General features: G+C 73.0%; 21 protein-coding genes and 3 pseudogenes. 16 read left to right on the plus strand and 8 right to left on the minus strand.

Features of this window, described 5'->3' with window-relative positions; genetic code table 11:
• Positions 1-97 precede the first annotated feature (97 nt).
• Positions 98-988 (plus strand): helix-turn-helix transcriptional regulator, encoded by an 891-nt coding sequence (locus OOK31_RS26865; RefSeq protein ID WP_267089919.1) that lies wholly within the window; start codon positions 98-100, stop codon positions 986-988.
• A gap of 12 nt (positions 989-1,000) precedes the next feature.
• Complete coding sequence (locus OOK31_RS26870) at positions 1,001-1,237, plus strand: DUF397 domain-containing protein (RefSeq protein WP_267089920.1); 237 nt, start codon at positions 1,001-1,003, stop codon at positions 1,235-1,237.
• A gap of 6 nt (positions 1,238-1,243) precedes the next feature.
• Here OOK31_RS26870 and OOK31_RS26875 read toward each other — a convergent pair whose 3' ends face one another.
• A complete protein-coding gene (locus OOK31_RS26875; protein WP_267089921.1) occupies positions 1,244-2,416 on the minus strand; it encodes an 8-amino-7-oxononanoate synthase in 1,173 nt (390 codons plus the stop codon).
• Positions 2,417-2,571: 155 nt separating this feature from the next.
• Between OOK31_RS26875 and bioB the strand changes: the two genes are divergently transcribed.
• From bioB to bioD, 3 genes are read left to right on the plus strand one after another with little or no spacing between them, the layout of a single operon-like run.
• Positions 2,572-3,837, plus strand: coding sequence for a biotin synthase BioB (gene bioB / locus OOK31_RS26880; protein WP_267089922.1), 1,266 nt, complete (start codon positions 2,572-2,574; stop codon positions 3,835-3,837).
• On the plus strand, positions 3,830-5,164 hold the full coding sequence (locus OOK31_RS26885; RefSeq protein WP_267089923.1) for an adenosylmethionine--8-amino-7-oxononanoate transaminase: 1,335 nt from the start codon (positions 3,830-3,832) through the stop codon (positions 5,162-5,164). The genes bioB and OOK31_RS26885 overlap by 8 nt, the downstream gene beginning before the upstream one ends.
• 1 nt (position 5,165) lies before the next feature.
• Positions 5,166-5,885, plus strand: coding sequence for a dethiobiotin synthase (bioD, locus tag OOK31_RS26890; RefSeq protein WP_267089924.1), 720 nt, complete (start codon positions 5,166-5,168; stop codon positions 5,883-5,885).
• A 350-nt stretch (positions 5,886-6,235) separates the two neighbouring features.
• On the opposite strand, the gene OOK31_RS26895 is transcribed toward bioD, so the two are convergent.
• Complete coding sequence (locus OOK31_RS26895; protein WP_267089925.1) at positions 6,236-6,853, minus strand: hypothetical protein; 618 nt, start codon at positions 6,851-6,853, stop codon at positions 6,236-6,238.
• A 239-nt stretch (positions 6,854-7,092) separates the two neighbouring features.
• Here OOK31_RS26895 and OOK31_RS26900 point away from each other — a divergent pair, with 239 nt between their 5' ends.
• Both OOK31_RS26900 and OOK31_RS26905 read left to right on the plus strand, forming a co-directional pair.
• A complete protein-coding gene (locus OOK31_RS26900) occupies positions 7,093-7,752 on the plus strand; it encodes a class I SAM-dependent methyltransferase (protein WP_267089926.1) in 660 nt (219 codons plus the stop codon).
• Between the two features lie 102 nt (positions 7,753-7,854).
• Positions 7,855-8,130: a hypothetical protein gene (locus OOK31_RS26905; protein WP_267089927.1), complete on the plus strand. Its 276-nt coding sequence runs from the start codon at positions 7,855-7,857 to the stop codon at positions 8,128-8,130.
• A 75-nt stretch (positions 8,131-8,205) separates the two neighbouring features.
• Here the strand turns inward: OOK31_RS26905 and OOK31_RS39580 are convergent.
• Both OOK31_RS39580 and OOK31_RS26910 read right to left on the minus strand, forming a co-directional pair.
• Positions 8,206-8,445: pseudogene (locus tag OOK31_RS39580) on the minus strand (DUF4937 domain-containing protein); the annotation flags it as partial.
• Positions 8,446-8,523: 78 nt separating this feature from the next.
• Positions 8,524-8,949: a GNAT family N-acetyltransferase gene (locus OOK31_RS26910; RefSeq protein ID WP_267089928.1), complete on the minus strand. Its 426-nt coding sequence runs from the start codon at positions 8,947-8,949 to the stop codon at positions 8,524-8,526.
• Between the two features lie 262 nt (positions 8,950-9,211).
• Here OOK31_RS26910 and OOK31_RS26915 point away from each other — a divergent pair, with 262 nt between their 5' ends.
• The 6 genes and pseudogenes from OOK31_RS26915 to OOK31_RS26940 all read left to right on the plus strand — a co-directional run bounded on the left by OOK31_RS26915 (position 9,212) and on the right by OOK31_RS26940 (position 14,487).
• Positions 9,212-10,552 (plus strand): hemolysin family protein, encoded by a 1,341-nt coding sequence (locus OOK31_RS26915; RefSeq protein ID WP_267089929.1) that lies wholly within the window; start codon positions 9,212-9,214, stop codon positions 10,550-10,552.
• A complete protein-coding gene (locus tag OOK31_RS26920; protein WP_267089930.1) occupies positions 10,549-11,568 on the plus strand; it encodes a hemolysin family protein in 1,020 nt (339 codons plus the stop codon). Before OOK31_RS26915 ends, OOK31_RS26920 begins: the two co-directional genes overlap by 4 nt.
• A 64-nt stretch (positions 11,569-11,632) precedes the next feature.
• Complete coding sequence (locus tag OOK31_RS26925; protein WP_267089931.1) at positions 11,633-12,415, plus strand: SGNH/GDSL hydrolase family protein; 783 nt, start codon at positions 11,633-11,635, stop codon at positions 12,413-12,415.
• 71 nt (positions 12,416-12,486) lie between these two features.
• Entirely contained in the window at positions 12,487-13,920 is a 1,434-nt protein-coding gene (gene purB, locus OOK31_RS26930) for an adenylosuccinate lyase (RefSeq protein WP_267089932.1), read from the plus strand.
• A pseudogene (locus OOK31_RS26935) lies at positions 13,917-14,300 on the plus strand (mismatch-specific DNA-glycosylase); the annotation flags it as partial. The gene purB and the pseudogene OOK31_RS26935, both read left to right, overlap by 4 nt.
• Before the next feature lie 19 nt (positions 14,301-14,319).
• Positions 14,320-14,487 (plus strand): HNH endonuclease signature motif containing protein, encoded by a 168-nt coding sequence (locus OOK31_RS26940; RefSeq protein ID WP_267089933.1) that lies wholly within the window; start codon positions 14,320-14,322, stop codon positions 14,485-14,487.
• A gap of 52 nt (positions 14,488-14,539) precedes the next feature.
• On the opposite strand, the gene OOK31_RS26945 is transcribed toward OOK31_RS26940, so the two are convergent.
• Positions 14,540-14,830, minus strand: coding sequence for a hypothetical protein (locus tag OOK31_RS26945; protein WP_267089934.1), 291 nt, complete (start codon positions 14,828-14,830; stop codon positions 14,540-14,542).
• 830 nt (positions 14,831-15,660) lie between these two features.
• Between OOK31_RS26945 and OOK31_RS26950 the strand changes: the two are divergent.
• Positions 15,661-15,837 (plus strand): annotated as a pseudogene (locus OOK31_RS26950) (mismatch-specific DNA-glycosylase); the annotation flags it as partial.
• A 29-nt stretch (positions 15,838-15,866) separates the two neighbouring features.
• Here the strand turns inward: OOK31_RS26950 and OOK31_RS26955 are convergent.
• The 3 genes from OOK31_RS26955 to OOK31_RS26965 are packed head-to-tail and all read right to left on the minus strand — an operon-like array spanning position 15,867 to position 18,035.
• Complete coding sequence (locus OOK31_RS26955) at positions 15,867-16,304, minus strand: hypothetical protein (RefSeq protein WP_267089935.1); 438 nt, start codon at positions 16,302-16,304, stop codon at positions 15,867-15,869.
• 40 nt (positions 16,305-16,344) lie between these two features.
• Positions 16,345-17,097 carry an ABC transporter permease gene (locus OOK31_RS26960; RefSeq protein WP_267089936.1) on the minus strand — a complete coding sequence of 251 codons (753 nt, stop codon included), beginning with the start codon at positions 17,095-17,097 and terminating at the stop codon, positions 16,345-16,347.
• A gap of 23 nt (positions 17,098-17,120) precedes the next feature.
• Positions 17,121-18,035 (minus strand): ATP-binding cassette domain-containing protein, encoded by a 915-nt coding sequence (locus OOK31_RS26965; protein WP_267089937.1) that lies wholly within the window; start codon positions 18,033-18,035, stop codon positions 17,121-17,123.
• 108 nt (positions 18,036-18,143) lie between these two features.
• On the opposite strand from OOK31_RS26965, the gene OOK31_RS26970 reads away from it, so the two are divergent.
• Both OOK31_RS26970 and OOK31_RS26975 read left to right on the plus strand, forming a co-directional pair.
• Positions 18,144-19,322 carry a sensor histidine kinase gene (locus OOK31_RS26970; protein ID WP_267089938.1) on the plus strand — a complete coding sequence of 393 codons (1,179 nt, stop codon included), beginning with the start codon at positions 18,144-18,146 and terminating at the stop codon, positions 19,320-19,322.
• Between the two features lie 4 nt (positions 19,323-19,326).
• The gene (locus OOK31_RS26975) at positions 19,327-19,977 is read left to right on the plus strand and encodes a response regulator transcription factor (protein WP_267089939.1); all 651 of its coding nucleotides are present in this window, start codon (positions 19,327-19,329) and stop codon (positions 19,975-19,977) included.
• The last annotated feature ends 35 nt before the right edge of the window (positions 19,978-20,012 follow it).

Genomic DNA, 20,012 nt, shown 5'->3' on the forward strand with positions numbered 1-20,012 from the left:
TGCATATATCTGTCGCTCAATGCGGTGAACTCTGCTACGGAAGAGCGTATTTGGACGGCAGACTGGTGCGAGCTGTGCCGGTGGAAGGAGAGCGGGTATGCAGCACGGTCCCGCGGTGCGTCGGCGCAAGCTCGGTGAGGAGCTGCGCGCCCTGCGCGACCGCTCCGGACTGACCAGCGGCGAGGTGGCCCGGCTCGTCGGGTGGCACCAGTCGAAAATCAGCCGCATCGAGACGGGCCGCAGTGGCGTGAAGGCAGAGGACATCCGTCTCCTGCTCGACGCCTACGGGGGCGTGGTGAGCGCCCAGCAGCGTGCGCTGCTGGAGGCACTGGGGGCCTCGGCGGCGGGGCCCGGCACGGGCGGCGGCGGGGACGCCGCGCGCGGGCGGCAGTGGTGGCACGACTACCGGGGGCTGCTCCCGCAGGAGTACCGGGACTTCATCAGCCTGGAGGCGGGGGCGCGCTCCGCCCGGACCGTGGAACTCTCGGTGGTACCGGGGCTGTTGCAGACCCCGGAGTACGCGCGGGCCGTGACCCGGGCCGCGCTGGGCGGGCTGCCGGAGCCGAAGGTGGACGCGCTGGTCGACGTACGGCTGGCACGGCAGTCGGTGCTGCGGGCGGATCCGCCGCTGGAGCTGAGCGCCGTCCTGGACGAGGCGGTGCTGCGCCGGCAGATCGGCGGGCCGGGGGTGATGCGGGAGCAGCTGCGGCGGCTGGCGGAGGTGGCCGAACTGCCCCAAGTACGGCTGCAGGTGCTGCCGTTCACGGTGGGGGGACATCTCGGCCTGACCGGACCGTTCGTAATTTTCTCATTTCCGAACATCGCCGATCTGGATGTGGTGGTGCTCGACCATTTGACGAGTAGCCTCTATCTGGAGCGGAAGGAAGACCTTGAGGCGTACAGCGCCGCGTTCCGCACCATCCAGGCGCACGCCCTCCCGCCCCGTGACTCGTCGGATCTCATCAGCTCTATCGCTGACGACGCGTAAGGAGGCACCCCCGTGTCCGCAACCCCCTTATCCACCAGCGGACTTCTGAAAGGCGCGCGGTGGCGGCGGAGCAGCCGCAGCACCGGAATGAACAACTGCGTGGAAGCGGCCGCCCTGACCGGTGGTCTGCTCGCCGTCCGTGACTCCAAGCGGACGGACGGCCCGGCCGTGCTCTTCACCGGGCCGGCCTGGGACGGCTTCCTCGTCTCCGTACGGGCGGACGTGCCCGGCCCGGTCCTGCCGGGCTGACGCCGCCTACCGGTCCGTGGCTCCGGCCGGGGCGGTCCGCAGGACCGTTTCGACAGCCCGGCTGATCTCCTCCCCCGTGAGATCCGCCCGAGCCGTCAGCCGCAGCCGGGAGATGCCGTCCGGCACCGACGGCGGACGGAAGCACCCCACGGACAGTCCTGCCTCTCGGCAGTCGGCGGCCCAGCGCAGTGCCGCCGACGCCGACGGGGCCCGTACCGACACCACGGCCGCGTCCGGCCGGGCCGCGGTCAGGCCGGACGCGGTGAGCCGCCCGTACAGTTCGGCGGCCACCGCCCGGACCCGCTCCGCGCGCTGCGGCTCCCGCTGGAGCAGGCGCAGGCTCGCCAGCGCCGCCCCCGCGGCGGCGGGGGCGAGCCCGGTGTCGAAGATGAAGCTGCGTGCGGTGTTGACCAGGTGCCGGATCACCTTGGCCGGCCCGAGCACCGCGCCGCCCTGGCTGCCGAGGGACTTCGAGAGGGTCATCGTCGCGACCACCCCGGGGTCGCCCGCGAGCCCCGCCGCGTACAGCGCGCCCCGGCCGCCCTCGCCCAGTACGCCGAGCCCGTGCGCGTCGTCCACGACCAGGGCCGCGCCCTCGGCCCGGCAGGCCTCGGCGTAGGCGGCGAGCGGGGCGGCGTCCCCGTCCACGGAGAAGACCGAGTCGCTCACCAGCAGGGCCCGGCCCTCGTGCGCGGCGAGCGTCTTGCGGGCCGGCTCGGGATCGCTGTGCGGGGTGACGGCGACCTCCGCGCGGGAGAGCCGGCAGCCGTCCACGATCGAGGCGTGGTTCCCGGCGTCGGAGACGACCAGGGTGCCCCGGTCGCTGAGCGCGGTGACGGCGGCGAGATTGGCCGCGTACCCGGAGGACAGGACCAGCGCCGCCTCGAAGCCGGCGAAGGCCGCGAGCTCCCGCTCGAGCTCGGCATGAAGCTCGGTCGTCCCCGTCACCAGGCGGGATCCAGTGGCACCGGCGCCCCAGCGCTCGGCCGCCTCGCGGGCTCCGCGGACGGTCTCCGGATGCCGCGAAAGACCGAGGTAGTCGTTGCTCGCCAGGTCCAGCAGCGGCGAGTCCGCGGGGCGCGGGCGCAGGGTGCGCACCAGTCCTGCCTGTTCACGGGCCCGCTCCGCGCCGTCGATCCAGGCGAAGACGTCCTCGGGTTCCGGGGTGTGCTGGGTCATCGGCGGTCCTCGCGTTTTGTCGGCTGTCGACAGATCTGCTCGACCCTAGCCGCAGTGGCTCAAGGGGCAGATGTGGCGATCCACACACTCCGTTCCGGCCATGTTGTCCGATCTCTCCTTGGCCGGGAGTGGTCGTGTGGTCCAGGATCGGGCCCATGGACCTGCTGAACACCCTGGTGGAAAAGGGACTGCGGCGCGAGCTGCCGACCCGTGAAGAGGCACTCGCCGTGCTGGCGACCTCGGACGACGAACTGCTCGACGTGGTGGCCGCGGCCGGCAAGGTGCGCCGCCAGTGGTTCGGGCGCCGCGTCAAGCTGAACTACCTGGTCAACCTGAAGTCGGGGCTCTGCCCCGAGGACTGCTCGTACTGCTCCCAGCGCCTGGGATCGAAGGCCGAGATCCTCAAGTACACGTGGCTCAAGCCGGAGGAGGCCTCCGAGGCGGCCGCGGCGGGCGTCGCCGGCGGCGCCAAGCGGGTCTGCCTGGTGGCGAGCGGACGCGGTCCGACGGACCGGGACGTGGACCGCGTCGGCAAGACGATCGCGGCCATCAAGGAGCAGAACGAGGGCGTCGAGGTCTGCGCCTGCCTGGGACTGCTCTCCGACGGGCAGGCCGAGAAACTGCGCGACGCGGGAGCGGATGCCTACAACCACAACCTCAACACCTCCGAGGCCACGTACGGGCAGATCACCAAGACCCACACCTACGCGGACCGCGTCGACACCGTGCAGAAGGCGCACGCGGCGGGCCTGTCCGCCTGCTCCGGCCTGATCGCGGGCATGGGCGAGAGCGACGAGGACCTCGTCGACGTCGTCTACTCGCTGCGCGAGCTGGACCCGGACTCCGTACCGGTCAACTTCCTGATCCCCTTCGAGGGCACCCCGCTCGCCAAGGAGTGGAACCTCACCCCGCAGCGCGCCCTGCGGATCCTGGCGATGGTGCGGTTCGTCTGCCCCGACGTCGAGGTCCGGCTCGCCGGCGGCCGCGAGGTGCACCTGCGGAGCATGCAGCCGCTGGCCCTGCACCTGGTCAACTCCATCTTCCTGGGCGACTACCTCACCAGTGAGGGCCAGGCCGGCCAGGCCGACCTGGACATGATCGCGGACGCCGGTTTCGAGGTGGAGGGCGCCGGTACGTCGACCCTCCCCGCGCACCGCTCCGACATCGCGGCGGCGGTCACCTCCGGTGCCCCGGTCCGCGCGGGCGGCATGTGCGGGTCCGGCGCCGGCGCGGGTGCGGCGTCTGCCGAGGCGGGCTGCGGCTCGGCCTGCGGCGGCTGCTCCGGGCACGGCGAGGAGCCCGCGGCGGGCCTCGTCGAGGCGGCGGCCGCCCCCGTCCAGGCGGAGGCCGGCGAGGTGCGGCCGGAGCTGGTGGCCGTACGCCGCCGCGGCGCGGGGACGGACATCGCCCCCAATGCGTGATCAGTTCCCCCTGCACGACCCGCTCGAAGGGTCGTCGGACACCGCCGAGCTCCTGGACCTGGACCGGCAGCACGTCTGGCACCCGTACGGCCCGATGCCCGGGCGGCAGGAGAACCTCGTGGTCTCCTCCGCCTCGGGCGTGCGGCTGCGCCTCGCCGCCCCCGCCCAGGGGCAGGAGGAGCTGGTCGACGGCATGTCCTCCTGGTGGTCGGCGATCCACGGCTACAACCACCCCGTGCTGAACGAGGCGGCCGCCTCCCAGCTGGGCCGGATGTCGCACGTGATGTTCGGCGGGCTCACCCACGAGCCCGCCGTCCGGCTGGCGGCCAAGCTGGTCGAGATCACCCCGCCGGGCCTGGAGCACGTCTTCCTCTCCGACTCCGGTTCGGTGTCCGTCGAGGTCGCGGTCAAGATGTGCCTCCAGTACTGGCGTTCGCTGGGACGGACGGGCAAGACCCGGCTGCTGACCTGGCGCGGCGGCTACCACGGCGACACCTGGCAGCCCATGGCGGTCTGCGACCCCGACGGCGGCATGCACGAGCTGTGGCAGGGCCACCTGCCCCGGCAGGTCTTCGCGGACGCCCCGCCCGGCGGCTTCGACACGCCGCTGGACCCGGCGTACGTGGACCACCTGCGCTCCCTGATCGCCGCGCACGCCGACGAGCTGGCCGCGGTGATCGTGGAGCCGGTGGTGCAGGGCGCCGGCGGCATGCGCTTCCACAACCCCGGCTACCTGCGGGTGCTGCGCGAACTGTGCGACGAGTACGGGGTGCTGCTGATCCTCGACGAGATCGCGACGGGCTTCGGCCGTACCGGCGCCCTCTTCGCGGCCGACCACGCGGGGATCACCCCGGACGTGATGTGCCTGGGCAAGTCCCTGACCGGCGGCTACCTCACCCTCGCCGCGACCCTGTGCACCGAGCGGGTCGCCGACGGGATCTCCCAGGGCGAGGTGCCGGTGCTCGCGCACGGGCCGACCTTCATGGGCAACCCGCTCGCCACGGCGGTCGGGCTGGCCTCGATCGACGTGCTGCTCGGCCAGGACTGGGCGGGCGAGGTCAAGCGGATCGAGGCGGGCCTGCGCGAGGGCCTCGCGGCGGCCTCCGCGGTTCCCGGGGTCCGGGACGTACGCGTCCTCGGCGCACTCGGCGTCGTCCAGCTCGACCACCCGGTCGACGTGTGGGCCGCGACCCGGGCCGCGGTCCGGGAGGGCGTGTGGGTGCGGCCGTTCCGCGACCTGATCTACACGATGCCGCCGTTCGTCACCGGCGACGCCGATGTCGCCCGGATCTGCCGCGCGGTGGTCGCGGCCGCCCAGGAGGGCTGAGATGTCCGTGATCGTCGTGTCCGGGACGGGCACGGAAATCGGCAAGACGGTGGTCACCTCGGCGATCGCGGCGGCCGCCGTCGCCGCGGGCCGGTCGGTCGCGGTGCTCAAGCCCGCCCAGACCGGCGTGGGCCCTGACGAGCACGGGGACGCCGCCGAGGTGGTACGCCTCGCCGGCCCGGCCGTGACCGCGGTCGAACTGGTCCGCTACCCCGAGCCCCTGGCCCCCGACACCGCCGCGCGGCGCTCCGGGCTGGCCACGCTCGGGCCCGCCGCCATCGCGGAGGCGGCCGGGCGGCTCGCCGCCGAGCACGACCTGGTGCTGGTGGAGGGCGCGGGCGGGCTGCTCGTCCGCTTCGACGAGGACGGCCACACCCTCGCCGACGCGGCGCGGCTGCTCGCGGCGCCGGTGCTGGTGGTGGCCCCCGCCGGGCTCGGCACGCTGAACTCCGCCGCCCTGACGACGGAGGCCCTGCGCGCCCGGGGGCTGACCCCGCTCGGGGTGGTCGTCGGCAGCTGGCCCGCCGCGCCCGACCTGGCGTCCCGGTGCAACCTCGCCGACCTCCCGAAGTCGTCCGGGACCCCGCTGCTGGGGGCCGTCCCGGAGTCCTCGGGCACCCTCGCACCGGACGCCTTCCGCACGGCGGCCCCGACCTGGCTGGCACCACCCCTGGACGGCACCTGGTCGGCGGATTCCTTCCTGACGACCTGGCCCGCCTGAGGACACCACCTCCAGCCCCGCCGGAATTTGAGACCCGGGGTCTCCACTTCCAGCCCCGCCGGCGTTTGAGGCGCGGGGGTCCGGGAGCTGGCCCCCGGCAACGCACCCGCGGACGCACGGCTACGCCGGCCAAATCCAGGCCCGCCGGTGATTGAGCCGCGGGGGTCCGGGGGCTGGCCCCCGGCAACGCACCCGCGGACGCACGGCTACGCCGGCCAAATCCAGCCTCGCCGGCGTTTGAGGCGCGGGGTCTGGGGCGGAGCCCCAGGGGGTGCCGCCCCGGCGGCGTCACCCTCGCACCGCGCCACCCGGCCCCACGGCGTCGTCGGGGCCCCCGGGGCCGGGCCGGGTCAGTGGCCGCCCCGCGGCTCGCGGCAGCCGCCCTCCATGTACGGCCCGTGCGCCTCGACCCGTGCAAGGGCGTCCGGCAGAGCCGAGAGGCAGGGACCCCGGTCCGGGACCCAGAGCGTGAACCCGGGCCCGGCCGAACCGCTCCCGGCGTAGACGTCGGACGGCCCGACGGGGTAGCCGAGGCCCCGCAGCAGCCCCGTCAGCTCCTCCGGGGTCCGCGGGGCGGCGGCCGCGGCGAGCGCCGTGCGGATCCGGGCGGCGTGCGCGTCGCCCCGGCACTTCCCCTCGGCACTGAGCGGCGCCTGCTGCTTGAAGGCGTGGTTCTCGGCGTACTTGGCGGCCTCGGGGTCCGTCGGGAGCACGCCCGTGGGGGTGGGGGTGGCGGTCCCCGCGGCCCGGCACCGCTCCGCCACCTCGGCCAGGCGTGCGTCGACCGGTACGGAAGGCTGCGCGGAGGCGGGTACCGAGGGCTGCGCGGAGGCCGGTACCGAAGGCGCCGCGGAGGCCCGGGAGTCGGTACGGACCTGCCCGGCGGGAGTGGTGCCGCAGGCGGTGAGCAGGAACAGCCCGGCCGTGAGCAGCACGGCGGCGGGCGGGGTGAGCGGGGCGCGGAACATCACGTTTCTCCGGTGGGCCGACGGACGCCGCCTGCACGTCCTGCGGCGGTCCCGCCGATTATGGCCACCGCCGGGCCGCGGCACGGAAGGTTTTCGGACCGGACTCCAGCGCTCCGGCCGTCCTCCACCGCGCCGGGCCGGATTACGGGCGCTCCGGTTTCACCGTGCGCCCGGGCGGGGAACAGCCCCGCAGGGCACGCCCACCCGTGTCAGCCCCCGACCGCGCCCGGAGGCCCGCCATGCCCGCAGCTCCCCCTGATCCGGTCCACCACCCGTACTTCGCCAGGTTCTACGCCCGCGCCAGCACCGCCGCCGAGACCCGTGCCGGGATGGGCACCCTGCGCCGGGAGCTCCTGCACGGCGTCTCGGGCCGCGTCATCGAGATCGGCGCGGGCAACGGCCTGAACTTCGCGCACTACCCGCGCGCCGTCTCCGAGGTGGTCGCCGTCGAGCCGGAGCGGACCCTGCGCCGGCTCGCGGCGACGGCCGCGCTGCGCGCCGAGGTCCCGGTGGACCTCGTACCGGGTGTCGCCGAGGCCCTGCCCGTCAAGAGCGAGGCCTTCGACGTCGCCGTGGCCTCGCTGGTGCTGTGCACCGTACGGAACCTGCCGCGCGCCCTCTCCGAGCTGCACCGCGTGCTGCGGCCCGGCGCCGAGCTGCGTTTCCTGGAGCACGGCCTCGCCCCCGGCCCCGGGATGGCCGCCGTGCAGCGCGCCCTGGACCGGACGGTCTGGCCGCGCCTGTTCGGGGGGTGCCACACCGCCCGTGACCCGCTCGCCTCGATCGAGGCGGCCGGCTTCCGGATCGTCGGACACCGCTCGTTCCGCCTCCCGGAGCGCGGCCCGGCCCTCCCCACCTCGTACTGCGTGATCGGCTCGGCCCGCCGCTCGGACGGCTAGGCCGTCTCTTTCGGATCTTGCCGGGCGCGGGCCAGAGACGGCCTGGTGCTGTGACCGGGTCGTGCCCGGCAGGACCCGCCAGTCGGGTTCCAGGTCCAGGACGTGGCCGCTCACCGAGCGGAGGTGGTCGGCGAGGGCCGCCCGGGGCAGCAGGTCCGGGAGGTGGTGGTCGGCGTAGTGGCGGTGGGCGTCGGCGCCGGACCACAGGGTGGTGACCAGGTAGCGGTCCGCGGCGAGCCGGGTGACGGCCCCGGCGAGCATCCCGCCGGCGGCCGCCATGCCCGGGGCCCACACCTCGCGCTGCACGTCGAGGAAGTGCCGCTCGCGGCCGGGCAGGACCAGGCAGTCGGCGGCCCGCAGCAGGGTGGCGTCCCGTAGGGCCGCGGGCAGGTCCGGCAGGTCCCCGGTCATGCCGAGGACGACCTCGCCGGTGGCGGTCCCGATCGCCGTGTACGTGTCGCGCTGTCGGCTGCCCTCGAAGACGGGGTCGTGCCGCTCGCGCATGAAGCGTTCGTAGGCCTCGCGGTCGCTCCAGAGCCCCAGGAGCCGGGCCTCTCCGGTGGCGGGGTCCCAGCCGCCCACCTGGCCGACCAGGCCCGGCTGGTCGGCCATGACCGACCAGGCCCGCTGAGCCAGGGAGAAACGTTCCCGCCCGGCGTGCGGCACTTCGCAGCCGATCCACTTGCCCCACATCCGCGCCCGCTCTCCCTGTTCCGTGTTCCGTGTTCCGTCCGCCCGCCCGTCACCCGTCCGGCTCAGCGCCGGAGCGGATCAGCCGGTCAGCGGCTTGACCCAGCGGGTCCAGGCGTCCTGCGGGTGGTAGCCGTACGCCTCCCACGCGCCGTGCGCCCGGGCGTTCCCGTCGAGCACCATCGCGTCGGAGCGGCGCCCGCCGAGGGCCTCGAACCGCTCCTCGGCGGCGGCCAGCAGCGCCGAGCCGATCCCCTGCCTGCGGTGTCCGGGGTGCACGGCCAGCCGGTAGAGGTGGCAGCGCCAGCCGTCGAACCCCGCCACGACGGTGCCGACGAGTTCGCCGTCGCGCCGGGCGAGCAGCAGGGCCTGCGGATCGCGGGCGTGCAGCCGCTCGACCCCGGCCAGGTCGTCGCTGATACTCGTGCCCTTGGCGGCGCCCTTCCAGAACTCCAGAACGGCGGGCAGGTCCGCCGCCGAGGCGTGGCCGATATGAAGATCACTCATGTCCGGATCCCATCACCGCGCACCGGTCCACCAAAAGGATGATCCATCTCCTTTGCCTTTCCTTTACCATGGGGGCAGCGGTTCCACCGCAGTCCTCCCGCAGTCCCTCCGACGAAAGGTGTGAGCGTCCGTCCATGGGCGAGCCTCCCAGTCCCCGACCGTCCCGCCGCGCCCGGCCTGCCCGGCGCACCCGCCTTGCCCGCGGGCGACACCGCGCGGCGCCCTTCCTCCTGACTGATCATGGGACGGAGGTGAACGACCGATGACCGAAGTGCTCCTGCTCGTCGTGGCGCTGCTGCTCTGTCTTGCCTGCGGGGCCTTCGTCGCGGCCGAGTTCTCGCTGACCACCATCGAGCGCAGCGAGCTCGAAGGAGCCGTCGAGCGCGGTGAGCGCGGCGCCGACAGCGCCCTGGCGGCGGTCCGCAGCCTGACGTTCCAGCTCTCCGGGGCGCAGCTCGGCATCACCGTGACCGGCCTGGTCATCGGCATGATCTCCAAACCGTCGATCGCCGCCCTGCTCCAGGGCCCCTTCGAGGCGATGGGCCTGTCGTCCGGCGCCGCCTCCTCCACTGCCCTGGTGCTCGGTACGGCGCTGTCGACGGTGGTCCTGATGGTCGTCGGCGAGCTGGTGCCGAAGAACTGGGCGATCTCCTCGCCGCTGGCGGTCGCCAAGCGGGTGGCCACCATGCAGCGCGTGTTCAGCCGTGCCTTCCGGCCCCTGATCAGCCACCTGAACACCACCGCGAACCACATGGTCCGCCGGTTCGGCATGGAGCCGACCGAGGAGCTGGCGTCCGCGCGCAGCCCCCAGGAGCTGGTGGCCCTGGCCCGGCACTCCGCGAAGGCGGGCGCGCTGGAGAAGGACACCGCCGAGCTGTTCGTGCGGACCCTGAACCTGGCGGACCTCACCGCCGAGAACGTGATGACCCCGCGCGTGCAGGTCACCGCCCTCGACGTGCAGACCACCGCCGAGGACGTGGCGAACGCGACCATGGCGACCGGCCTGTCGCGCTTCCCGGTCTACCGGGGCAGCCTCGACACCGTCGTCGGCACCGTCCACATCAAGGACGTACTGGCCCTGCCCGCCGAGGAACGGCACCGCCATCCGGTGTCGCAGCTGCTGCGCGAGCCCCTCCTCGTACCCGAGTCGCTGACCGTGGACCGGCTGCTGGACCGGCTGTCCGGGAAGCAGACGATGGCCGTGGTGATCGACGAGTACGGCGGCACGGCCGGCGTGGCCACGCTGGAGGACATCGTCGAGGAGGTCGTCGGCGAGGTGCGCGACGAGCACGACCCGCACGAGACCTCCGACCTGGCCCCGGCCGGGACGGACGAGTCCGGACGGGCCCTCTACTCCGCCGACGGCGCCGCGCGCACCGATCAGCTCCGGCAGATCGGCCTGCGGGTGCCGGACGGCCCCTACGAGACCCTGGCCGGGCTGATAGCCACCGAGCTGGGCCGGATCCCGGCCGTCGGCGACAGCCTGGAGCTGGACGGCTGGCGCCTGGACGTGGTGGACGCCTCCGGGCGCCGGGCCGCCCGCGTGCTGCTGCACGCACCGGCCGGCCCGTCCGGTGACGAGCGTACGGAGGAGCACCGATGACCGCGATCCAGCTGCTGATCGGGTTGGCGACCCTGGTCGTGAACGCCTTCTTCGTCGGCGCCGAGTTCGCCATGATCTCGGTACGCCGCAGCCAGATCGAGCCGTACGCGGAGCAGGGCGACCGGCGGGCCCGGGCGGTCCTGTGGGGCCTGGAACACGTGTCGGCGCTGATGGCGGCGGCGCAGCTGGGCATCACCCTGTGCACCCTGGTGCTCGGTGTGGTGGCCGAGCCGGCGATCGCGCACCTGCTGACCCCCGTCTTCGAATTCTTCGGGGTGCCCGGCGGCCTGACGCACGCGATCTCCTTCGTCGTCGCGCTGTCGCTGGCGACGTACCTGCACATGCTGTTCGGCGAGATGGTGCCGAAGAACGTGGCGCTGTCGGAGCCCGTGCGGACCGCGCTGCTGCTGGGGCCGCCGCTGGTGGCGCTGACGCGGGCGCTGAAGCCGGTGATCTTCGCGATCAACGCCTTCGCGAACGCCCTGCTGCGGCTGCTGCGGGTGGAGGTGAAGGACGAGGTCGCGGCGACCTTCTCGGACGACGAGCTGGCCCGGATCGTCAAGGACTCCAGCGCCGCCGGGCTCATCGACGACCGCGCGAGCGAGCGGCTGTACGACGCCCTGGGGCTGGGGCGGCGGCCGGTCACCGATGTGGTGCTGCCCGCGGACCGGGTGGTCCGGGCCCGCGAGGGCATCACTCCGGCCGGGCTGGAGCGGCTGTCGGCCGAGTCGGGGTACTCCCGCTTCCCGGTGGTCGACGCCCAGCACGGGATCCTCGGCTACCTGCACGTCAAGGACACCCTGGACGCGACCGAGCGGGACGAGCCCTTCCCGGCGTCCGCGCTGCGCCCCATCGCGCAGGTGCGGGCGGACACCCCGCTGGACGACGTACTGACCGCGATGCGGCGCAGCCGTACGCACCTTGCGGCGGTCCTCGGCGCCGACGGGGCCATGACGGGGCTGGTGACGATGGAGGACGTACTGCGCGAACTGTTCGGCAGGTCCGCCTCCGCCTGAGGCCGCGGCCGTGCGGTCCCCGGCCCTGCGGGGCGGGGGTACCGCGCGGTAACATCACTCCGCCATGGAGATGAATGCCTCTTACACCAGTTTTGTCGCGGTCGGCGACTCCTTCACCGAGGGCATGTCCGACTTGCTCGCGGACGGCTCCTACCGGGGCTGGGCCGACCTGCTGGCCGAGCGGCTCGCGGCGCGCGAGCCGGGCTTCCGCTACGCGAACCTCGCGGTGCGCGGGAAGCTCATCGGCCAGATCGCCGGGGACCAGGCGCCCGCGGCCGCCGCGATGGGCGCGGACGTGGTGACCCTGGTGGGCGGGCTGAACGACGCCCTGCGGCCCAAGGTGGACATGGGCAGGGTGCGCGGACACCTGGAGGAGGCCGTGGCCCTGCTGGCACCCTCCTGCGAGCACCTGGTGCTGATGCGCTCACCGGGCCGCGACGGTCCCGTGATGGAACGTTTCCGGCCGCGCATGGAGGAGCTCTTCGGGATCCTCGAAGAGCTCGCCGCCCGGCACGGGGCCCTGCTGGTGGACCTCTACGGGGCTCCCGTGCTCGGGGACCCGCGCATGTGGGACGTCGACCGGCTGCACCTGACCGCCGAGGGCCACCGCCGGGTCGCGGAGGCCGTCTGGCAGGCCCTCGGACTGCCCCCGGAGGAGGACTGGCGGGCCGCGCTGCCGCCCGCGACGGCCCCCGGCTGGCCGGTCCGCCGGGCCGAGGACCTGCGCTTCGCGCGCCGCCATCTGCTGCCCTGGATCGGCCGCCGTCTGACGGGCCGTTCCTCGGGGGACGGCCGTCCCGCCAAGCGTCCCGAGCTGCTGCCCTACGGGGGCGCGCCGCTCTCGTAGCAAGGCACAATCACGGGCGGCGCCCCTACCTGCGTAAACGCACAGCCCCGGCCCAAGTAGAATCCCTCCACGTGACAGCCAAGCCCCGCATCCCCAATGTCCTGGCCGGCCGCTACGCCTCTGCGGAGCTCGCCGTCCTGTGGTCCCCCGAGTACAAGGTGACGCTGGAGCGGCGGCTGTGGCTCGCCGTGCTGCGTGCCCAGAAGGACCTCGGCATCGAGGTCCCGGACGCCGCCCTCGCCGACTACGAGCGCGTCCTGGAGACGGTCGACCTCGCCTCCATCGCCGAGCGCGAGAAGGTCACCCGGCACGACGTGAAGGCCCGGATCGAGGAGTTCAACGCCCTCGCCGGTCACGAGCACGTCCACAAGGGCATGACCTCGCGCGACCTCACCGAGAACGTCGAGCAGCTCCAGATCCGCCTCTCGCTGGAACTGGCCCGGGACCGTACGGTCGCCGTCCTGGCCCGCCTCGGCAAGCTGGCCGGCGAGCACGCCGAGCTGGTCATGGCCGGCCGCTCCCACAACGTCGCCGCGCAGGCGACCACGCTGGGCAAGCGTTTCGCGACCGCCGCCGACGAGCTGCTGGTCGCCTACGACCGCCTGGAGAACCTCCTCGGCCGCTACCCGCTGCGCGGCATCAAGGGCCCGGTCGGCACCGCCCAGGACATGCTGGACCTGCTGGGCGGCGACACCTCCAAGCTGGCCGACCTCGAGCAGCGCATCGCCGCGCACCTCGGCTTCGCGCAGGCCTTCACCTCGGTCGGCCAGGTCTACCCGCGCTCGCTCGACTACGACGTGGTGACCGCGCTGGTGCAGCTGGCCGCCGCCCCGTCGTCGATCGCGAAGACGATCCGGCTGATGGCCGGGCACGAGCTGGTCACCGAGGGCTTCAAGCCCGGCCAGGTCGGCTCCTCGGCGATGCCGCACAAGATGAACACCCGCTCCTGCGAGCGTGTGAACGGCCTGATGGTCATCCTGCGGGGCTACGCCTCGATGACCGGCGAGCTGGCCGGCGACCAGTGGAACGAGGGCGACGTCTCCTGCTCCGTCGTCCGCCGGGTGGCCCTGCCCGACGCGTTCTTCGCGTTCGACGGGCTGCTGGAGACCTTCCTGACGGTCCTCGACGAGTTCGGCGCCTTCCCGGCCGTCGTGGCCCGCGAGCTGGACCGCTACCTGCCGTTCCTCGCCACCACCAAGGTGCTGATGGGTGCAGTGCGGGCCGGTGTGGGCCGCGAGGCCGCGCACGAGGTCATCAAGGAGCACGCGGTGGCCTCCGCGCTCGCGATGCGCGAGCAGGGCGCCGAGCGCAATGAGCTGCTGGACAAGCTGGCCGCCGACGAGCGGATGCCGCTCGACCGTGCGCAGCTGGACGCGCTGATGGCCGACAAGCTGTCCTTCACCGGTGCGGCGGGTGACCAGGTGGCGACCGTGGTCGCGCGGATCGAGGCGATCGCCAAGGAGCACCCGGAGGCCGCCGGGTACGCGCCGGGGTCGATCCTCTGACCCCCGAGGAGCTCGAAGCCGCCCGTGACCGCGTCCTCCCGGACGTGGTCGCGGGCGGTCTGCGTGTGCTGTTCTGCGGGATCAATCCGGGTCTCCTCTCCGCCGCGACGGGCCACCACTTCGCCCGCCCCGGCAACCGTTTCTGGCCGGTGCTCCACCTGTCGGGCTTCACCCCGCGCCGGCTGGCGCCGCAGGAGCAGGAGGAACTGCTGCGGTACGGGCTCGGCATCACCAACGTCGTGGCCCGGGCCACCGCCCGCGCCGACGAACTCGGCGCCGAGGAGTTCCGCGAGGGCGGCCGGCTCCTGACGGCGAAGGTGGAACGCCTGCGCCCCGAGTGGCTGGCCGTGGTCGGCGTCACCGCCTACCGCACCGCCTTCGCAAGCCGTAGCGACCTGCATGCGATGTTGGCTGCCTGACCTGCGAACATGCGAAAGCCCCCACCATGTCGGTGAGGGCTTGACGCTCGGAGGGACGGACACGGACGGGAACGTTCAACCGCTCTGCCGTCCGTGCCATCGACTCAAGACGCGCGAGAACTTCGGGCGCGTCAGCGCACCGTTCTGACGGGACGCAACCAACCCGACCCGTTCGTGTTGGCGCTACGCCGAGTCGGCCCTTAGGCCGGGTTCATGTTGATGCTGTGGATCACGTGGCCATCCGGGCCGGCCGCATGCTTGTACCCGATGTATTGCCCGATCTTCATGCGCTTGAGCAGCGGGCGTTCGAGGGGGTTGACGACCGTGAGATCCAACAAGTCGCCCTCGGGCGGCATTACCAAAACCTTGTTAGTGCTGAGATCGATCTTCTGCACTCGCCCCATACAGTGGTCAGCAGACTCGGGGTCACTCGGCTCAGGCGGGAGCCACCTTGCCTCAGGCTCGGTCTTGTTCTCCGTGCTGTCCGCCATGTTCCCTGCTCCCTTCGCGCGGCACCCTGCCGACACGCACGCATGATCTCATGACGCAGCGTCAAGGAAGCACTACCGACCGCGACATGTGAGGGTTTCCATGTCCCGCAGATAACGGCCCCCGTGCTCTGTACCCGGGTGCCCCGAACTGACCCGGCCGGCGGACGCTGGAGGGGCGGATCACCGTCACTGCCGAGACTGTAGCCGTTCGCAAGCCGTAGCAAGTCGCATGTGATGACTACGCTGTGCCTAGCCGCCCAACCTGGCCCTTAGCGCCAAACGTTCAGCCCCAACCGCTCTCCCGTCCGTGCCACCGGCTCAAGACGCGCCAGGACTTCGGGGCCGCTGGGACGCCGTTCTAGCGGGTCGTCAACCAAGCAGTGAGCGCAGACCCGCCGAGGGTCACCAGGCCAGTCAAGAGCCTTACAGGGACGCGCTGAAGAGTCATGCGGAACCCGCCGCATCGGATGTCCAATACGGGAGTGCTGTAGTCGGTCGCCATGTGCGGACCCTCCGTCACGTCGGTTGCGGATGCGCGCTGACCGGGACGTTAGCGCGGGTGGTGGGTCATCCGTCTACCTCGATGCCATTGGTGGACCCGAGATCCTGGATCGTCGAAGGCAAGCCCCTCACTGACCGCCGAAATCACGACCCCGTTGAACTGCGGAACTACCGCCGTGTTCGCCCCTAGCGGACGCTTACTGATCGTATCCACGCCTCCGGGAAGGAGTTGGTCCCCCTATGCCACGTAAGCCCCGCCTCCCGTGCCCTGTCCCCGGGTGCCCCGAGCCGGCGGACGCTGCGAGGGCAGATCACCGTCAGTGCCGAGCCAGTCGCCGTTCGGCGAGAAGAAGGCCACGATCGGCCCGCAGGACCGCACCATCGGCAGCACCCGCATCTGGGCCCTGCCCAACCCGAGCGGTCTCAACGCCCACTGGACCGCCGCCTCCATGGCCGAGGAGTACGCCCGCCTCCGCGCGGCCGCGCAACCGCCGCCCGGCCCCTGACCGCCCCGGCCGCCCTGCGGCAAGGGCGGTCAGGGTGGGTCCGTGACCGTGACGGCCGCCATCAGGTCGTGGGGGCCCTCCTCGCCCCACCGCGCCGCGCAGACCACCAGCCACCGGTCTCCGGTCCGCCACAGGTGCACGTGGTCGGCGCTGTTGCCTAGCTCCTCCCATGGCTCCTCCAGTTCCGCCCCCTCGGTCCCGCGCCGCGCCGGGGACACCACGGGGAAGACGTCCGGCGCCCCCCAGCGGATGGTCAGCGCCTGGACGAGAGCGGCGTACTCGGCACTGATCTGCCCTGCCGCCTCGGCCCGCCCCGATCCGTCGTCCTCCCAGAAGTCCCCCGTACCGTCGAGCCGGACCAGGTGGTAGCCGGGGCCACTGCTGTGTGCGCCGAGCCGGACCGGTCTGTCCACGAACGCCTGGGCCCGCAACCGGTCGATCAGGTCGAGATGCTCTGCCGTGGTCATGCCGTCAGTATCCGCGCGGCCACTGACAACTGGCCCGGTGTCAGGCGTCCCGGCGCCGTACGGCGAACCACCCGGCGGCCAGTGCCGCGAGGGCCCACAGCCCGGCCACCGCGAGCCCGGTCCAGGGCCCGAGGGATCCCTCGGCCTCCAGCCGCATCACCATCTGCCCGGCCCGGTCCGGCATGAACTGCCCGGCCCCACCGACCACCTGACCGACCACGAACGGAACGATCAGCAGGAGGGGTATGAGCAGGCCCATGACGAGGGCGCCGCTGCGCACCAGAGCGGTCAGACCGGCCGCCAGCAGGGCGATCAGCGTCAGGTAGACCCCGCTGCCGAACACGGCCCGCAGCGTCCCCGGGTCCCCGGGGGCGAGGGCGTACTCCCCCATGAAGGCCTGCCCGGCGAGGAAGGTGACGAGCCCGGTGATCTGGCCGACCACGAAGGCGACTCCGGCGACCGCGGTCACCTTGGACAGGTACAGCCTGGTCCGGTTGGGCACGGCGGTCAGCGAGACCCGCAGGGCTCCGTCGCGGAATTCCCCGGCGAAGGCGGTGGCGCCGAACGCCACTGCGGCTATCTGCCCGAAGTTGATCCCGAAGAAGGCCCCGAGCAGCCGGTCCTCCCCCAGGGCTCCGGGCTCGGAGGTCCCGATCGCTGCGGCGGTGAGGACGGTCACGCCGACGGTGGCGGCGAAGACCGATATGAGGGAGGCGAGGACGGCACGGGCGGACCGTATCTTGATCCATTCCGAACGCAGGACGGGAAGGGTGGGCAGGGCGGCGGCGGTCATGGCAGTGGCTCCCATCGGAGTTGTCAGGCGGCGGTGGCGGAGAAGGGGCTGCGGTCGGCGGTCAGATCGAGATAGGCCTGCTCCAGCGAGGCCCGTTCGTCGGCGAGTTCCAGCACGGGGATGCCTTCGCGGGCGGCCAGGGCTCCGATCCGCTCGGCCCGTATGCCGTCCACGGTCCAGCGCCCGTCCTCGGTGGAGGCCATCTCGAAGCCTTCCCGGGCCAGGGCGGCTTCCAGGCGCGCGGGCTCCGAGGTGCGCAGCCGCACCCTGGGGGTGCTGCGGGCGTCGATGAACTCCCCCATCGGGCTGTCGGCGAGCAGCTTCCCCTGCCCCAGCACGACGAGGTGGTCGACGAACGCGGCGGACTCGGCCATCAGATGACTGGAGACGAGGACCGTGCGCCCCTCGGCGGCGAGGCCGCGCATCAGCTCGCGGATCCAGATGATGCCCTCGGGGTCCAGTCCGTTGGTCGGCTCGTCCAGCAGCAGGACTCCCGGATCCCCCAGCAGCGCGGCGGCGATGCCCAGGCGCTGGCGCATGCCGAGCGAGAAGGTGCCGACGCGGCGCCGGGCGACCGCCGCCAGCCCGGCCTGCTCCAGTACCGCCTCCACCCGGGAGGCGGGAATGCCGTTGCTGACGGCGAGCGCGAGGAGGTGGTCGCGGGCCCTGCGGCCGCCGTGGGCCGCCTGGGGGTCGAGCAGGGCCCCGACCTGGCGCAGCGGGCTCTGGAGGTCGGTGAACCGGCTCCCGCCGATGGTGGCGGTGCCGGCGGTCGGCCGGTCCAGGCCGAGCAGCATGCGCAGGGTGGTGGACTTGCCGGCGCCGTTGGGCCCCAGGAAGCCGGTGACCCGGCCGGGCAGGACGTCGAAGGTGAGGTGGTCCACGGCGCGGTGGGTGCCGTAGTCCTTGGTCAGTTCGTGGATCTCGATGCGGTTCATGGCTCAAGACTCGCCGTCGGCCCGCCCCTCCTTCCTCCCCCGTGCGAGGGTGTCGTCTCCCCCACGTGGGGGAGACGGGGGCGGACCGCCTCCTGCCAGGATGGAGGCATGAACCAACTGCTCCGAGCCCCGTTCCGGCCGGTGACGTACTCGCGTTGGCTGCACCTGTGCGTGCCGCTGCTGCTCCTCGCGCTGTGGATGTTCATCAACCCGCGCTCGCCGTGGATGCCGCTGCTGATCGTCATACCGTTCGGCTTCGTCCCGTGGGTGCGGCTCGCCGAGGGGCTCCAGGCGCAGTTCCTGCTGACCCCGCAGGACCAGGGCCCGGAGGACAGCGGGATCAGCACCCTGCCGTCGGCCCGCTGGAGCGACCGGTGGCGGACCCTGCTGTGGCTGGAGATACGGCTGGTCGTCGCGGGGGCCGCCATGTTCGCGACGGTCTCGCTCCCGGTGATGTCCGTCGACCTGATCGCCACCGCGCTCGGGCACCCCCCCCTGACCGCGGAGTGGGCCATCCCCTTCACCCCGGCGCGGTGGGTGGCGGCGTTGCTCGCGCCGGTGCCGCTGCTCGTGCTGATCGTCGTCGTGGTCCTGCTCGGGGAGCTGATCACCTCGATCGCCCGGAGGCTCCTCGGGCCTTCGGCCGCCGAGCGGCTGACGGCACTGGAAGCGCGCACGGAGCAGTTGCTGGAGCGCACCCGCATCGCGCGGGAACTGCACGACTCCATCGGGCACGCGCTGACCGTGGCGGTCGTCCAGGCGGGCGCGGCGCGGGCGGCCGCGGACCCCGCGTTCACCGACCGCGCGCTGAGCGCCATCGAGGAGACGGGCCGGGCCGCGCTGGAGGATCTGGAGCGGGTCCTGCTGGTGCTGCGCGAATCGTCGCAGCAGCCGTCCCAGCGGCCGACGCTGGCGGAAGCGGACCGGCTGCTGGAGTCGGCGCGGGCCTCGGGGGCGGCGGTGGACGCGCAACTGACGGGCCCGCTGGAGAAGTTGCCCGGACCGGTCACCCGGGAGGGGTACCGGATCCTGCAGGAGGCCCTGACCAACGTGCTGCGCCACTGCGGGCCCGTTCCCGTCCGGGTGAGGGTGGGCGTGGCCGGCGGACGGCTGGATCTGGAGGTGACGAACCCGCTGCCGGAGGGCCCCTCCGTCATGTCGGGCGGCGGGAGCGGGCTGCGCGGGATGCGCGAGCGGGCCGCGCTGCTCGGCGGAGAGGCCGAAACCGGCCCCCACGAGGGTGATTGGCGGGTGCGCGCCCGGCTTCCGCTGGACCGAATACGCTGACCGGATGCCGGTTACCGTACTGCTCGTCGACGACGAACCCCTGGTGCGCGCGGGTCTGCGCGCCGTCCTGGACTCCCAGCCCGACATCGAGGTGGTGGGCGAGGCGGCCGACGGAGCCTCCGTCATCCCCCTCGTACGCCAGCTGCGGCCGGACGTGGTGGCGATGGACGTGCGGATGCCGCTGCTCGACGGGATCGAAGCGACCCGCGCGGTCCTGCGCTCGGTCGACTCCCCTCCGAAGATCCTCGTGGTCACGACCTTCGAGAACGACGAGTACGTCTACCAGGCGCTCCGCGCCGGCGCGGACGGCTTCCTGCTGAAGCGGGCCCGGCCCTCGGAGATCGTGCACGCGGTGCGGCTGGTGGCGGAGGGCGAGACTCTGCTCTTCCCCGCGGCCGTACGGGCCCTGGCCGCGGAGTACGGGAACCGGCAGGCGCGCGCGGTCCTGGAGCGGGCCGCGCTGACGGAGCGCGAGGAGGCCGTGCTGCGGCTGATGGCGCGCGGGCTGACCAACGTGGAGATCGCGGGCGAGCTGATCGTCGGCACGGAGACGGTGAAGTCACACGTCAGCGCGATTCTGGGCAAGCTGGGGGCGCGCGACCGCACCCAGGCGGTGATCACGGCGTACGAGTCCGGATTCGTTTCCCCGGCCTGAGGGGACGGGCTGATTCCGACCGATGGGGGGCCGCT

Source organism: Streptomyces sp. NBC_00249, assembly GCF_026342355.1.
GTDB lineage: Bacteria > Actinomycetota > Actinomycetes > Streptomycetales > Streptomycetaceae > Streptomyces.